The sequence below is a fragment of the Geodermatophilus sp. SYSU D00867 genome, assembly GCF_054050315.1.
In genome coordinates, this window is sequence record NZ_JBJGZC010000021.1 from 43338 (window position 1) to 57135 (window position 13798).

15 protein-coding genes are annotated in these 13798 nt (G+C 77.6%); 8 read left to right on the forward strand and 7 right to left on the reverse strand.

Annotated elements, in window-relative coordinates; translation table 11 throughout:
- Positions 1 to 57 precede the first annotated feature (57 nt).
- On the forward strand, positions 58 to 447 hold the full coding sequence (locus ACI8AK_RS18725) for a hypothetical protein (RefSeq protein WP_387992752.1): 390 nt from the start codon (positions 58 to 60) through the stop codon (positions 445 to 447).
- A 6-nt stretch (positions 448 to 453) separates the two neighbouring features.
- Here ACI8AK_RS18725 and ACI8AK_RS18730 read toward each other — a convergent pair whose 3' ends face one another.
- Together ACI8AK_RS18730 and ACI8AK_RS18735 are read right to left on the reverse strand one after the other, a co-directional pair.
- The gene (locus ACI8AK_RS18730) at positions 454 to 2025 is read right to left on the reverse strand and encodes a Na+/H+ antiporter (protein ID WP_387992755.1); all 1572 of its coding nucleotides are present in this window, start codon (positions 2023 to 2025) and stop codon (positions 454 to 456) included.
- Complete coding sequence (locus tag ACI8AK_RS18735; RefSeq protein WP_387992758.1) at positions 2025 to 2282, reverse strand: ubiquitin carboxyl-terminal hydrolase 14; 258 nt, start codon at positions 2280 to 2282, stop codon at positions 2025 to 2027. Before ACI8AK_RS18735 ends, ACI8AK_RS18730 begins: the two co-directional genes overlap by 1 nt.
- Positions 2283 to 2414: 132 nt before the next feature.
- Here ACI8AK_RS18735 and ACI8AK_RS18740 point away from each other — a divergent pair, with 132 nt between their 5' ends.
- Complete coding sequence (locus ACI8AK_RS18740; RefSeq protein WP_456957488.1) at positions 2415 to 3344, forward strand: hypothetical protein; 930 nt, start codon at positions 2415 to 2417, stop codon at positions 3342 to 3344.
- A gap of 4 nt (positions 3345 to 3348) precedes the next feature.
- Here the strand turns inward: ACI8AK_RS18740 and ACI8AK_RS18745 are convergent, their stop codons facing one another.
- Positions 3349 to 3606 (reverse strand): mycothiol transferase, encoded by a 258-nt coding sequence (locus ACI8AK_RS18745; protein ID WP_387992871.1) that lies wholly within the window; start codon positions 3604 to 3606, stop codon positions 3349 to 3351.
- On the opposite strand from ACI8AK_RS18745, the gene ACI8AK_RS18750 reads away from it, so the two are divergent.
- Complete coding sequence (locus ACI8AK_RS18750; RefSeq protein ID WP_456957489.1) at positions 3543 to 3743, forward strand: hypothetical protein; 201 nt, start codon at positions 3543 to 3545, stop codon at positions 3741 to 3743. The two genes, ACI8AK_RS18745 and ACI8AK_RS18750, sit on opposite strands and share 64 nt — an antisense overlap.
- Positions 3740 to 4546, forward strand: a complete 807-nt coding sequence (locus ACI8AK_RS18755; RefSeq protein ID WP_387992767.1) for an SDR family oxidoreductase — start codon at positions 3740 to 3742, stop codon at positions 4544 to 4546. Before ACI8AK_RS18750 ends, ACI8AK_RS18755 begins: the two co-directional genes overlap by 4 nt.
- Here ACI8AK_RS18755 and ACI8AK_RS18760 read toward each other — a convergent pair.
- From ACI8AK_RS18760 to ACI8AK_RS18770, 3 genes are all read right to left on the reverse strand, one after another.
- Positions 4543 to 5940, reverse strand: coding sequence for an FAD-dependent oxidoreductase (locus ACI8AK_RS18760; RefSeq protein ID WP_456957491.1), 1398 nt, complete (start codon positions 5938 to 5940; stop codon positions 4543 to 4545). The two genes, ACI8AK_RS18755 and ACI8AK_RS18760, sit on opposite strands and share 4 nt — an antisense overlap.
- Positions 5941 to 6092: 152 nt before the next feature.
- Positions 6093 to 7043: a GGDEF domain-containing protein gene (locus tag ACI8AK_RS18765; RefSeq protein ID WP_456957493.1), complete on the reverse strand. Its 951-nt coding sequence runs from the start codon at positions 7041 to 7043 to the stop codon at positions 6093 to 6095.
- Positions 7044 to 7139: 96 nt separating this feature from the next.
- A complete protein-coding gene (locus ACI8AK_RS18770) occupies positions 7140 to 8084 on the reverse strand; it encodes a S1C family serine protease (protein WP_387992776.1) in 945 nt (314 codons plus the stop codon).
- Positions 8085 to 8382: 298 nt separating this feature from the next.
- Here ACI8AK_RS18770 and ACI8AK_RS18775 point away from each other — a divergent pair, with 298 nt between their 5' ends.
- The 3 genes from ACI8AK_RS18775 to ACI8AK_RS18785 are packed head-to-tail and all read left to right on the forward strand — an operon-like array spanning position 8383 to position 11463.
- Positions 8383 to 9519, forward strand: a complete 1137-nt coding sequence (locus ACI8AK_RS18775; protein WP_456903509.1) for a carboxylate-amine ligase — start codon at positions 8383 to 8385, stop codon at positions 9517 to 9519.
- Complete coding sequence (locus ACI8AK_RS18780; RefSeq protein ID WP_456957495.1) at positions 9519 to 10790, forward strand: erythromycin esterase family protein; 1272 nt, start codon at positions 9519 to 9521, stop codon at positions 10788 to 10790. The genes ACI8AK_RS18775 and ACI8AK_RS18780 overlap by 1 nt, the downstream gene beginning before the upstream one ends.
- 4 nt (positions 10791 to 10794) lie before the next feature.
- A complete protein-coding gene (locus ACI8AK_RS18785; RefSeq protein ID WP_387992785.1) occupies positions 10795 to 11463 on the forward strand; it encodes an alpha/beta hydrolase in 669 nt (222 codons plus the stop codon).
- Positions 11464 to 11527: 64 nt separating this feature from the next.
- On the opposite strand, the gene ACI8AK_RS18790 is transcribed toward ACI8AK_RS18785, so the two are convergent.
- Entirely contained in the window at positions 11528 to 12973 is a 1446-nt protein-coding gene (locus ACI8AK_RS18790) for an NAD(P)/FAD-dependent oxidoreductase (RefSeq protein WP_387992788.1), read from the reverse strand.
- Positions 12974 to 13104: 131 nt separating this feature from the next.
- Here ACI8AK_RS18790 and ACI8AK_RS18795 point away from each other — a divergent pair, with 131 nt between their 5' ends.
- The gene (locus tag ACI8AK_RS18795) at positions 13105 to 13794 is read left to right on the forward strand and encodes an alpha/beta fold hydrolase (protein WP_456957497.1); all 690 of its coding nucleotides are present in this window, start codon (positions 13105 to 13107) and stop codon (positions 13792 to 13794) included.
- Positions 13795 to 13798: the final 4 nt, after the last annotated feature.

The following is a 13798-nucleotide window of genomic DNA, read 5'->3' on the forward strand; positions in this document are numbered from 1 at the left end:
GACCTCCGGGGGACGGCTGTGGCCAGCCTAGGCCCGGACCGGGGCAGGATGGCCGGGATGGACGACGACCCGTGGGACCTCCTGCTCGCCGGCCTGCCGCCCGCCACCGCCGACCTCGTCCGCGCCGCGGACGCCCTCGTCCGCGAGGCCGACCCCGGCGTCGTGCGGGTGGTGTGGCCGCGCCAGCGCACCGTCGGCTACGGCGTGGGCCCGCGGAAGAACTCCGAGCACTACGCCTACCTCGACGTCTACGACCGGCACCTCAACCTCGGCTTCAACCGCGGCGCGGCGCTGGCCGGCGCCGGCCTCGACGGCGGGCTGCTCGAGGGCACGGGGACGTCGTTCCGCAAGGTCGCCGTCCGGGACGCCGCCGTCCTCGCCGACCCGCGGCTGCCCGGCCTGCTGCGGGCCGCCCGCGAGGAGCGGCTGGCCGCGCTCGGCCGGTGAGCGGTCCTACTCGCGCAGCAGGGTGACCTCCTCCAGGTCCATCTCGTGCTGCACGCGCCGGAACACCTCGTCGTCGATGCGCCGCGCGTCGCGGTACCGGACGAACACCTCGCGCTCGGCCTCGAGCATGGCCCGGCGCATCCGCCGGTAGACCGCGCTCGGCGTCTCGCCGCCGCCGGCGACGGGGCCGCCGAGCCGCTCCCACGCCGCGTTGGTGCGCGCCTCCATCCGCTGCCGCAGCTCGGCGACGGTGGCGGCGTGCAGCGGGTCGCCGTCGTCGAGGCTGTCGAGCCGGGCCACGGCGGCCCGGCCGGCGTCGTTCTGGGCCTGCGCCTCGGCGAGGGCGTCGGCGGCCTCGTCCGAGGCCTGCACGCCCAGCCGCCGGATCACGGCCGGCAGCGTCAGCCCGTGCAGCAGCAGGGTGCCCACGGTGACCACGAAGGTCAGGTAGACGATCTCGTCGCGCCCGGGGAAGGGCGCGCCCGACAGCGTGGTCAGCGGGATCCCGGCCGCCGCGGCGAGCGAGACCACGCCGCGCATCCCGGCCCAGGAGATGACGGCGGGGTACGTCCACGGCGGCGGGGTCCAGTCCGGGCGGCGGCGGGCCAGCGGCCGCAGGTAGGTGGTGGGGAAGACGAACACGACCCGGGCGGCCAGCGCGACGAGCACGAGGAACAGGCCGACCGCCGTCAGCGCGCCCACCGACGGACCGACGCCGGTGACCACCGCACGCAGCTGCAGGCCGATCAGCGCGAAGACCGTCGCCTCGAGGACGGTGTCGGCCGCCTGCCACACCGCCCGGTCCTGCAACCGGGCGACCGGGTGCGCCGCGGGGGAGCGGTGCCCGAGGTAGAGGCCCGCGAGGACCACCGCGAGGACGCCCGAGGCGTGCACCTCCTCGGCGACGGTGAAGCCGATGAACGGGACGAGCAGGCCGAGCGCGCTCTCCAGCACGCCGTCGCGCAGCAGCCGGCGGATGCGGTGCACCAGCCAGCCCAGCGCCCAGCCGATCGCGGCGCCGCCGGCGGCGGCGAGGACGAACACGCCCACGCCCTCGGCGATGCCGTAGCCGGCGCCCGCGGCGACCGCGACGGCGACCCGGTACACGGTGAGCGCGGTGGCGTCGTTGACCAGGCTCTCGCCGCCCAGGATGGTCATGACCTTCCGCGGCAGGCCCAGCCGGCGGCCGACCGAGGTCGCCGCGACCGCGTCCGGCGGGGCGACGACGGCGCCGAGCACCAGCGCCGAGACCAGCGGCAGGCCCGGCACCAGCCACCACGCGGCCAGCCCGACGGCGACCGTGGTGAGCAGCACCGCCCCGACGGCGAGCATGCCGATCGCGCGGAGGTTGGCCCGCAGCCGCAGGTAGGAGCTGTCCAGCGCCGCGGAGTACAGCAGCGGCGGCAGGACAAGCGTGAGGATCAGGTGCGGGTCCAGCGCGTAGTCGGGCACGCCCGGCAGGAAGGACACCGCGAGCCCGACCAGCACCAGGAGCAGCGGCGGGGAGATCCCCAGCCGCCGGGCCAGCGCACTGACGGCGAAGGAGCCGGCGAGCAGGCCGACGAGGGGCAGTTCCATCACACCAGCGCCTGGTCGACGTAGCACCAGCGCCAGTCCTCGCCCGGCTCGACCGAGCGGACGATGGGGTGGCCGGTGGCGCCCGCGTGCGCGGTGGCGTGCCGGTTCGGGGAGGAGTCGCAGCAGGCCACGTGCCCGCAGGACAGGCACATCCGCAGGTGCACCCACCGGCTGCCGATGGCCAGGCAGTCGCCGCAGCCCTCGTCCGAGTCCGGCGAGACGTCGCGGATCTGGTCCAGGTGCCCGCACGTCGTCATCACGGTCCCCCTCTCGTCGCGGCTGTCGCCGGGAGTCGACCACCCGCGCGACGCGGGCGGCAACGTCCCCCGGCCGGTCCGCTCTTCCCGTGGCAGGGTCGGCGGCGACCGTGCGAGCCGGGAGGAGGCGCCGTGGACCTCGACGAGGTCGCCGAGGAGCTCTACGCGGTGCCGCCCGGGCAGTTCGTGGCCGCCCGCACCGAGGCCGCCCGCCGCGCCCGGGCCGCCGGGGACCGGGCGCTCGCGCGGGAGATCGGCACCCTCACCCGGCCCACGGCCGCGGCGTGGGCCTGCAACGTCCTGGTGCGCGAGCAGCCCGACGAGATCGCCGGTCTCGTGGAGCTCGGCGACCTGCTGCGCGAGGCGCAGCAGACCCTGGCCGGCGACGAGCTGCGGCAGCTGGGCACCCAGCGCTCCCGGCTGCTGGCCGCGCTCACCCGCCGGGCCCGGGCGGTGGCCACGCGCCGCGGCACCCCGCTCAGCGACGCCGTCGCCGACCAGGTGGAGGAGACGCTGCGGGCCGCGCTGGCCGACCCGGACGCGGGGGAGGCGCTGCTGGGCGGCCGGCTCACCGCGCCGCTGTCCTCCCGCGGCCTCGGGCCCGGCTTCGGCACCCGCCCGGACCTGCGGGTGGTGCCCCCGCCGCGGACCGGGCGCACCGCGCCGGCACCGGAGCGGAACGCCCGGGCGGACGCCGCCCGGCGCGCGGCGGAGGAGCGGCGGCGGGCCGCGCAGGAGCGGCGCGAGCGCGAGCTGGCCGTGGCCCGCGAGGAGGCGGGGACCGCGGAGCGGGAGGCCGCGGAGGCGGAGGAGGCCGCCCGGGCCGCGCACGAGCGGGCCGGGCGGGCCGCCCGCCGGCAGGAGGAGCTCACCGCCCGCGTCGGGGAGCTGGAGGCCGAGCTCGAGCGGGTGCGTGCCGACGCGGAGGCGGCCGGGGCCGAGGCGGCCCGGACCGGCCGGCGGGCGGCGGCGGCCGACCGGGCGGCGCGGCGGGCGGCCGCCGACCGCGACCGCGCCGCCGACCGCGTCACGGAGCTGGAACAGGCGCCGCTGGAGGCCTGACCCGTCAGCCCGTCGTCTTCTGCCCGTCGAGGGACTCGCGCAGGACGTCGGCGTGCCCCGCGTGCTGCGCGGTCTCGGCGATCACGTGCAGGAACACCCGCCGCGCCGACCGCACCGCGCCCGGCGCGAACCACGGCACCTTCGCCCACCGGCCGATCCGGCGGCGCACCTCGTCGGCCGGGGCGGCGACGTCGGCCCGTGACCGGGGAGCGCCCGGGCGGCTGCCGGGTGCGCGTCGACGGCGACGACCTCGACCGGGCAGCGTGCGCGCTGGTCGTCACGGGTGCGCCGTCCACCGTCCTGGGCCCGCCGGAGTTCGCCGCGCACCTGCGGGAGGTGGCCGCCCGCTGCACCGCCGCCGCGCGGGCCCCTGACGCCGCCCCCAGCATGGGGGCATGACGGAGTCAGCGGGCCGCGTCGCGGTCGTCACCGGGTCGGAGTCGGGCATCGGGCGGGCGGTCGCGGTCGCGCTCGCCGAGCAGGGCTGCGACGTCGGCATCACCTGGTACCGCGACGAGGCGCACGCGCAGGGCACCGCCGACGAGGTGCGGGCCCGCGGGCGCCGGGCCGAGGTGCGCCACGTCGACCTCACGCAGCTGCCGGGCGCCGCCGCCGTCGTCGACGACCTGGCCGACGCCCTCGGCGGCGTCGACGTCCTGGTCAACGACGCCGGCACCGGCCACTCCACGCTGGTCCTGGACACCGACTACGAGACCTGGCGCGAGGTGCTGGCCACCGACCTCGACGCGGCGTTCCTCTGCCTGCAGCGCGCGGCCCGTCGCATGGTGGCCGCCGGGCGGGGCGGGCGGATCGTGAACGTGACGAGCGTGCACGAGCACCAGCCGCGGGTCGGCGCGGCCGCCTACTGCGCGGCCAAGGGCGGGCTCGGCCTGCTCACCCGGGTCGCGGCGATCGAACTGGCCGAGCACGGCATCACCGTCAACGCCGTCGCGCCGGGGGAGATCGCCACCCCGATGACCGGCCAGGAGGACGAGGACCCGACCGCGCCCGGCCACGAGCGCCCCGGCGTCCCGGTCGGCCGGCCCGGGGACGCGCACGAGGTGGCCGCCGTCGTCGCCTTCCTCGCCTCGCCCCAGGCGTCCTACGTGACCGGCTCCTCGTACGCCGTCGACGGCGGCATGCTGCAGATGGGCCCGATGGCGGGCTCGCACCTGACCGGCGACGACTGGCGCCGTCCCTAGGCGGCCAGCAGCTCCAGCAGCCGGGCGCGGTCGGGGCCGGGGAACGGCCGCGGCGGGTCGGGCACCGCCGCGGCCACCCGCTCGCGGACCAGCGGCACGGCCAGCAGGTCGGCCAGCGGCGCCATGCACAGCCGGTACTCGAGCATCGCCCGGAACACGTCGGCGTCGCGCATCGCGACCCCGAGGAAGGCCGCGAGCTCCGGGTACAGCGGCGGCTCGGGCGCCCCGCGCCGGGCGGCGTCCATCTGCGCCAGCCGGGAGCGGTCCTCGGCCAGCTGGTCGGTGACGAACGGCCCGACCCGCCGCTCGGTCGCCGCGTCGAAGGCCGCGGCCAGGTCCGCGGGCCGGTCCAGGTCGCGGGCGACCGCGGCGCGCAGCAGCGCGGCGTGCGCGATGCCGACCGACAGGCCGCGGCCGGCCGACGGGTTGGTGCACGCCCACGCGTCCCCGACGGCGGCGAAGCCGGTCACCACCGGCCGGCCGTCGACGGTGAAGCGGCGGCTGCGGTCCAGGCCCCCGGCCATCGCCGTGACCCCGCCCAGCGGCCGCCCGTCCAGCCAGTGCGCCTGCAGCGGGCAGGCCGCGACCACCCGGTCGAACACGGCGGGGTCGCGCAGCTCGCGCAGCGGCCGGTCGCCGGTCTGCCCGAACACGGTGACCGACCAGGTGTCGTTGTCGCCGTCGAGGGTGAGCAGCGAGACGCTGCCCAGCGGCATGAGCCCGGGACCGCGGCGCACCGGCCGGTCGGGGCCGGTGAAGTAGCGCGTGTAGTAGACGAACCCCGAGGCCTGCGCGCGCTGCTCCGGCGGCCGGGCGCCGAGGTCGGCCAGCCACTGCGCCGAGCGGGTGCGCCGGCCGGTGGCGTCGACGACGAGGTCCGCCCGCAGCTCCTCGCCGGCCGCCGTCCGCACCCCGCCGGTGTGCGGGACGCCGCCGGTCGCGGACGGGCCGGGCAGGAGGCCGGCCACCTGCACGCCGCGGCGGACGGTGACCCGCGGGGTGTCCTCGGCGGCGGCCGCCACGGTGGACTCCACCACCGGCCGGCGCCCGGTGACGAAGCGCAGCCGCTCGTCGGCCTCCCGGGGCGCGCGGTCGGCGATCCCCGGGGGCAGCAGCGCCGTGTAGTCGACCCACACGCAGCCGGCGGCCAGCAGCCGGTCGGTGAGGCCGGGGAGCTCGTCGTCGGCGACCGCGCGGAACCGGGCGAAGAGGTTGTGCGGCTGCCGGAACTGCGCGACCCCGGTGCGCCGCCAGGACTCCCACGCCTCGGCGGGCGTGGTCGGGGCGCCGTCGGGGTCGGACTCGAGGACGGTGACGTCGTGCTTGTCGGCCGCGAGCATCATCGCGGCGCACAGCCCCACCACGCCGCCGCCGCACACCACCACCGAGGCCATGGCCGCCCCCTCGCGCCCGGGACGGCGCGCGCGACCGGTCGCCGGGCGGGCCCAGGGTGGCACCGGCGGCGCCGCCCTGGCGGTGCCGCGGTCGGGCGGCGGCGGGGTCCGTGGCGCGTCGGCACCGAGGGGTGCCGGGCCGACGCGGGAGGTCAGCCGGCGGCCGAGTGGCGGGCGCGTTTCTCCCGGTACAGCGCGGCGTCGGCGCGGGCCAGCGTCGCGGCGAGGTCCTCGCCGGGCCGGGCGCCGGCCGCCCCCGCCGACCACGCCCCGACCGAGACGGCGCGCAGCCGGTCCAGCAGCTCGGCGGCGCGGTCGGTCCCGGTGCCGGGCAGGCAGAGCACGAACTCGTCCCCGCCGAGGCGGCCGAGCAGGTCGGAGCGGCGCAGCTCCCGGCTCCAGGCCGAGGCGAGCGAGCGCAGCAGCGCGTCGCCGGCGGAGTGGCCCCCGGTGTCGTTGACGGCCTTGAACCCGTCGAGGTCGAGGACGACGACGGTCAGCGGCTCCCCGGTGCGCTGCGCGTGGGCGAGCAGCCGGGCGGACTCGGCCTCCCAGGCGCGGCGGTTGGCCACCCCCGTCAGCGGGTCGGTGCCGGCCGCGCGGCGCAGCGCCCCGGACTGCCGGATCTGCGCCTCGGTGAGCACCGCGACCGTGGCGACGGCGGCCAGCCAGGCCGAGAGGAACCCCTCCGGCGCCGCGGCGAGCGCGCCCGCGGTGACGACGGCGACCCCGCCCCCGACGTGCAGCCGCGCCTGCGCGGGCGGCAGCACGTGCCCGGCGAGCACCCCGAGCGCCACCACGACCGGGCCGAGGCCGACGACGCCGACCGCGGTGACCGAGTGCCAGGCGAGCACCGCGGTGAGCAGGGACAGCAGCGCCAGGGCGGCGTGCACGACGGCCATGGGGGAGCGGCCCGTCGGCGCGTGCTCGCGCACGTGCCACAGCGCCGCGGAGCCGAGCCCGCCGACGACCGCGAGCGCGGTCAGCAGGACGACCGGTGTCCGGGGGTGCATCGGCCACAGCGCACCGGCGGCGCACAGGACGGCGGCGCAGCCGTACAGCAGCGCGAGCAGGCCCAGCCCACCCCTGCGGTCTCCGTGCACGGGTCCTCCCTCCGTCGCGGACGACATCGTCACCCGTCACGCCGGTCCTGAGCGCGACGACGGCCGTCCCCCTCGGAGGGAGGGCGCCGGGGAGGGTCAGCCGGTGAGCTCGGTGGGCACCGCGATGACGTCGACCATCGCCCCGAGCCGGTACACCGTGACCGGCAGCGGCCGGCCGATCGCCTCGGCGAACAGCAGCCGCTGCAGGCTCTGCGCCTCGGCCACCGGCGCCCGCCCGGCCTCCAGCACCAGGTCGCCGGCGCGCAGCCCGGCCCGGTCGGCCGGCGACCCCGGGACGACGTCGACCACCCGCAGGCCGCGGCGCCGGCCGGTGCGCTCGGCCAGCGGGGCCGGCAGCGGCGCGGGGCTGCTGACCAGGCCCAGGTAGGCGCGGCGCACCCGCCCGTCGCGGACCAGCGCGTCGACGATGCGGCGGGTGGTGGCGTTGACCGGCACCGCCAGGCCCAGGCCCCACCCGGCGACGGCGGTGTTGATGCCGACCACCCGGCTGGCCGAGTCGGCGAGCGCGCCGCCGGAGTTGCCGGGGTTGAGCGCGGCGTCGGTCTGGATGACGTCCTCGACCACCCGGGCGGTGCGCCCGTCGCGGGTGGGCAGCGAGCGGCCCAGGCCGCTGACCACGCCCGCGGTCACCGACCCGGCCAGCCCGAGCGGGTTGCCGACGGCGACGACGAGCTGGCCCACCCGCAGCTGCGCGGCGTCGCCGAGCTCGGCGGGCTCGGGCGCGCCGGCGGTCGCCCGGACGACGGCGAGGTCGGACAGCGGGTCGGTGCCCACCACCTCGACGGGCGTCTCGGTGCCGTCGCCGAACACCGCGCGCCCGCTGCGCGCCCGGCCGACGACGTGCGCGTTGGTGAGCATCAGCCCGTCACCGGGGACGACGACCGCGGAACCGGCGCCGCCGCCGCGGCCGTCGGGCGAGGTCACCTGCAGGGCGGCGACGTGCGGGGTGAGGTCGGTGGCGACCGCGGTGACCACCTGGGAGTAGGCGTCCAGGGCCGCGTCGGTGTCGGGTCGGGCCACGGTCCACCTCCGGTCGTGATTACAGCGTTGCACCGACCAGTGGACGCCTCCCCGGGCCGCCCTGCCACCCCCTCCGTTGCGCCCACGGTGAACGACGGGAGGTGTCCCGCGCGCACTCGTGCTCTGCCCACTCCTGCGGGCAGAGCACGAGCGGCCACGGCGGCACCTGCGGCGTCCCCCTTCGTGCTCTGCACACGTGGGTGTGCAGAGCACGAGCGTGCTGGTCAGCAGGTGCGGCGGGGCCCCGGCGGCCGTAGCGTCGGCCTGCCCGGCGTCCGGACCGGCACCGAGGAGGGGCGTGCGCACCGACGGCCTGCAGACCGAGGGCGGTGCGGTCGGGCGCACCCTCGGCGTCGAGGAGGAGTTCCACCTCGTCTCCCCGGACACCCTGGAGCTGACGCCCGGCCCCCGGGCGTCCGCGGCGGCGCTGGCCGGCGAGGCGGGGGAGCGGGTGCACCCGGAGATCGCCACCACGCAGCTGGAGATCGCCACCGGCGTGTGCACCACGCTCGAGCAGGTGCGCGCGGAGCTGGTGGCCGCCCGCACCGAGGCGGCCGCCGCGGCCGAGCGCGACGGCCTGCTGCTCCTGCCCGCCTCCACCCACCCGTGGGACTCCTGGCACACCATGCCGGTCACCCCGGGCGAGCGGTACGAGGCGATGGTCGACCGCTGGGCCGGGCTCGCGCGCCAGCAGGACATCTGCGGCTGTCACGTGCACGTCGGCGTCCCCGACCTCGACACCGCCGTCGCCGTCCTCGACCGCACCCGCCCCTACCTGCCGGTGCTGCTCGCGATGACCGGCAGCTCGCCGTTCCACGACGGCGTCGACACCGGCTACGAGTCCTGGCGGACGCTGTGGTGGACCCGCTTCGCGCACGCCGGTGCGCCCGAGCCGCTCGGCGACGCCGACGGCTACCGCCGGGTGCTGTCCGCGCTGGTCGCCTCCGGCGTGGTGGCCGACGGGTCGCACCTGTACTGGGACGTCCGTCCCTCGGCGCGGCTGCCCACGATCGAGTTCCGGCTGGCAGACGTCTGCACCACCCTCGACGACACCGTCCTGCACGCCGCGCTGGTCCGCTCGCTGGTGCGCGTGCTCGCCGGGCGGGCGCAGCGCGGCGAGCCGGTGCCGGAGCTGCGCCCGGAGGTGCTGCGCGCGGCGCGGTGGCGGGCGGCTCGCTCCGGGCTCACCGGCCCGCTGTTCGACCCGCTGCGCGAGGAGCTGGTCGACGCCCGCACGGCGGTGACCGGGCTGCTGGCCGAGCTGGAGGAGGACCTGACCACGGCGGGGGAGTGGGACGAGGTGACCGCCCGGGTGCAGGACCTGCTCGGCCGGGGTACGTCGGCGGCGCGGCAGCGGAGCACCTGGCTGCGCACGGGCGACCGCCGGGCGGTCGCGGAGTGGGTCGTCCGCGAGGGGGCGGCCGGGAGGTCCTGATGGACGGCTTCGGGGATCTGGCCCGCCCGCTGCGCGACGACGCCGACCTCGACCCGCTGCTCGAGCGCATCGGGGAGGCGCGCGTGGTGGCGGTCGGCGAGGCCAGTCACGGCACCCACGAGTACTACGCCTGGCGCGCCGCGCTGACCCGCCGGCTGGTCGGGGAGCGCGGGTTCGGGCTGGTCGCGGTCGAGGGCGACTGGCCCGACTGCGCCCGCGTCGACCGCAGCGTGCGGCTGCGGCCCCGGGGCGCCGAGGACCCGCGGACGGCGCTGGACGCGATCGACCGCTGGCCGACCTGGATGTGGGCCAACGACGACGTCGTCGACTTCTGCCGGTGGCTGCGCGGGGTCAACGCGGGCCGCCCCGAGGCCGCGCGGGTGCGCTTCGCCGGCCTCGACGTCTACAGCCTCTGGGACTCGATGCACGAGCTGCTGGCCTGGGTGCAGGAGCACGAACCCGGCCACGTCGAGGCCGCCCGGCAGGCGCTGCGCTGCTTCGAGCCCTTCGGCGAGGACGGCGTCGAGTACGCCTTCGCCCAGCGGTTCGCCCCGGCGGCGTGCGAGGAGACCGTCGTCGCGCTGCTGCGGCGGCTGTGCGAGCAGCGCGGCGCGGACGACGACCCCGACGACCGGTTCTCCGCCGAGCAGAACGCCGCGGTGGTCGTCGGCGCGGAGCGCTACTACCGGGCGATGGTCGGTGGCTCCGCGGAGTCGTGGAACGTCCGGGACGTGCACATGGCCGACACCCTCGACCGGCTGATGGGCCACACCGGCGCGAAGGCCGTGGTCTGGGAGCACAACACGCACGTCGGCGACGCCCGGGCCACCGACATGGCCGACGCCGGCATGACCAACGTCGGCCGGCTGCTGCGCGAGCGGCACGGCGCCGGCGACGTCGTCCTGGTGGGGTTCGCCGGCCACCGCGGCGGCGTCGTCGCCGGGCGGGAGTGGGGCGCGCAGATGGAGCGGATGACCGTGCCGCCCGCGCGCGAGGGGAGCCTCGAGGACCTGCTGCACCGCGAGGTCGGGCACGACGCGCTCGTCGTCGTCCCGCCCGGGGAGCGCCCCGACTGGCTGGACCGGCGGCTCGGGCACCGGGCGATCGGCGTCGTCTACCGGCCCGAGCGGGAGCGCTGGGGCAACTACGTGCCCACGGTGACGGGCGACCGCTACGACGCCCTGCTGTACCTGGAGGAGACGACGCCGCTGCAGCCGCTGCACCTCGAGCGGCCGGACGAGCACGTGCCGCCGATGGCACACGCGGTGTAGTCCGGTGGCACTGCCCGCGGCCGGTGCCGGCCGCCTCGACGCCCGCCCCGGTGCGCAGCCCGCCGGGCCACCGCTGCCGGCCGGCACGACCGCGCTGGAGCTGGGCGGCCCGGAGGCGCTGGTCGCCGTCCCCGGCGGCCCGCCCGGCCCGCGCCCGCTGCTCGTGTTCTGCCACGGGGCGGGCGGGACGGCGGACCAGTCGCTGGCCGCGGTGGGCGACGTCGCCACCGCCCGCGGGGTCGCCGTCCTCGCGACCTCCTCGGTCGCCTCGACCTGGGACCTGCTCGCCGGCGGGCTCGGCCGGGACGTGGCGGTCCTCGACGCGGCGCTGGAGCGGGTCGCCGCCGGCCTCGCGGTCTCCCGGGCCGCGCTCGGCGGCTTCTCCGACGGCGGCTCGTACGCGCTGTCGCTCGGGCTGGCCAACGGCGACCTGTTCGAGGCGCTGCTGGCGTTCTCACCGGGCTTCGTCGCCCCGCCGGGCCGCACCGGCCGGCCGCGGATCTGGATCGCCCACGGCACCCGCGACCGCGTGCTGCCGGTGGCGCGCTGCGGCCGCCGGGTGTCCCGGGACCTCGCCGCCGCCGGTTACGACGTCACCTACGACGAGTTCGACGGCGGCCACGTCGTGACCCCGGACCTCGTGACCGCGGCGCTGGACGCCTGGCTGCGCTGAGCCCGGACGCGCGACGGCCCGGCCCCCTCACCGGGGGTCCGGGCCGTCGGGACGTGCGGGGTGGCTAGGCGGTGCGGCGGCCGACGAAGTCGTGCTGCTGCTCGGCGTTGACCTCGTCCGGCGTGTGCGGGTGGTCCTTCGGCCCGCCGGTCTTCGACGCCTCGAAGCCGGGGCCGAGCTTCTCCAGCGCCAGCCGGCCGTAGACCTGCTGCTGGGTGGCCACCCGCTGCGACCGGCCGCGGCCGAGGAAGCTGACCATCCAGTGCAGCACCGTGGTGACCCGGCTCTTGAAGCCGATGATGTAGAAGAGGTGCACCACCAGCCAGATCACCCAGGCGATGAAGCCCTCGAACTTCATCTTCTTGATGTCGGCGACCGCGGAGAACCGCGAGATGGTCGCCATGTTGCCCTTGTCCCGGTACCGGAACGCGCCGCGCGGCTCCCGGCCGGCGAGCCGGCGCTTGATCTGGTCGGCGGCGTAGCGCCCGCCCTGGATGGCCACCTGGGCGACGCCGGGCAGCCGGTCGGGGTGGTTGGCCATGTCGCCGACGACGTGGATCTCCGGGTGGCCGGGCAGCGTCAGGTCCGACTGGACGGCGATGCGCCCGGCGCGGTCGACCTCGGCGCCGGTCTTCTCGCCCAGCAGCCGGCCCAGCGGCGAGGCCTGCACGCCGGCCGCCCACACCTTGGTGGCCGCCGAGATGCGGCGCAGCTGGCCGTCGGAGTCCTTGACGGTGAGGCCGTCGGCGTCCATGTCCGTGACCAGCGCGCCGAGCTGGACCTCGACGCCGATCTCGTTGAGGTGCCGGCGGGCCTTCTCGCCCAGCTTCGGCCCGAACGGCGGCAGCACCTGCGGCGCACCGTCGAGCAGGATGATGCGGGCCCGCTGCGGGTCGATGTTGCGGAAGTCGCGGCGCAGCGTGCGGTGCGCGAGCTCGGCGATCTGCCCGGCCATCTCCACCCCGGTCGGGCCGGCGCCGACGACCACGAAGGTCATCAGCCGGTCCACCTCGGCGGGGTCGGTGGCGAGCTCGGCCAGCTCGAAGGCGCCGAAGATGCGGCCGCGCAGCTCGAGGGCGTCGTCGATGCTCTTCATGCCCGGGGCGAACTCGGCGAACCGGTCGTTGCCGAAGTACGACTGGCCGGCACCCGCGGCGACGATCAGCTCGTCGTAGGGGTGGATCGTGGTGCGGCCCAGGATGGTGGAGGTGACCGTGCGGGCGTCCACGTCGATGTCCACGACCTCGCCGAGGACCACCTTGGCGTTCTTCTGGTGGCGCAGCACCTCGCGGGTGGCCGGGGCGATCTCGCCCTCGGAGAGGATGCCGGTGGCCACCTGGTAGAGCAGCGGCTGGAAGAGGTGGTGGCCGGTCTTGGCGACCACGGTGACGTCGACGTCGGCGTTGCGCAGGGCCTTCGCGGCGAACAGCCCGCCGAAGCCGGAGCCGATGATCACCACCCGCGGCCGGCCGGTCGAGGAGCTGGCGGTGGGCGCAGGTGATGTCGTCATGATGACTGTGATCCTCTCCCGTCAGGGGCTCCGCTGTCTCCCGGCGGGCCCGTTCCGGGGGTGATCCCCGTCACGGCGGCCCTCCGCCGGTGCACTCGCGGTGTCCGGTCCTGCCCGGTACAACCAGGTCGGTGCCCGTCGTCATCCCCCGGCTCGTGGTCGTCCCGGGGCTGGGCCTGGACGGGCGGTCGTGGTCACGGCTGCGCCGGCGGTCGCCCGCCGACGTCGTGGTCCTACCCGGGATGGGCCGGTCTGCACCTGTGCCTCCGCTCGACGTGCTGGCCGCCCGGCTGCGGGACCGGCTCGGCCCCGGTCCGGTCGTGCTGGCCGGCCACTCGCAGGGGTGCCAGGTGGTGGCCGCGGCCGCCGTCGACCCGCGGGTGGCCGGTGTCGTCCTGCTCGGCCCGTCGACCGACCCGCGGCTGCGCCGGCCCGCGTGGCTGGCCGCGCGGTGGCTGCGGACCGCGCTGCGCGAGCCCTGGTGGCAGGCGCCGCTGATCCTGGCGCAGTGGCTGACCACCGGCCCCCGGGCGATGCGGGCGCTGTGGCGGGTGGCCGCGCCCGACCGCATCGACGTCCGGCTGCGCCGCGTCGGCGTCCCGGTGACCGTCGTCCGCGGCACGCGGGACCGGCTCTGCCCGGCCGACTGGGCCGCCGCGGTGGCCGCCGCCGCGCCGTCGGGACGGGTCGTCGAGGTGCCCGGGGCGGGGCACATGACCGTCCAGACCCACCCGGACGCCGTCGCCGCCGTCCTCCGGGAGGTTCTCCGAGCTGCCGGGATCGCGGAGGAGGGGGGACGTGCCTCCGGCGTGTCACCATGACGTC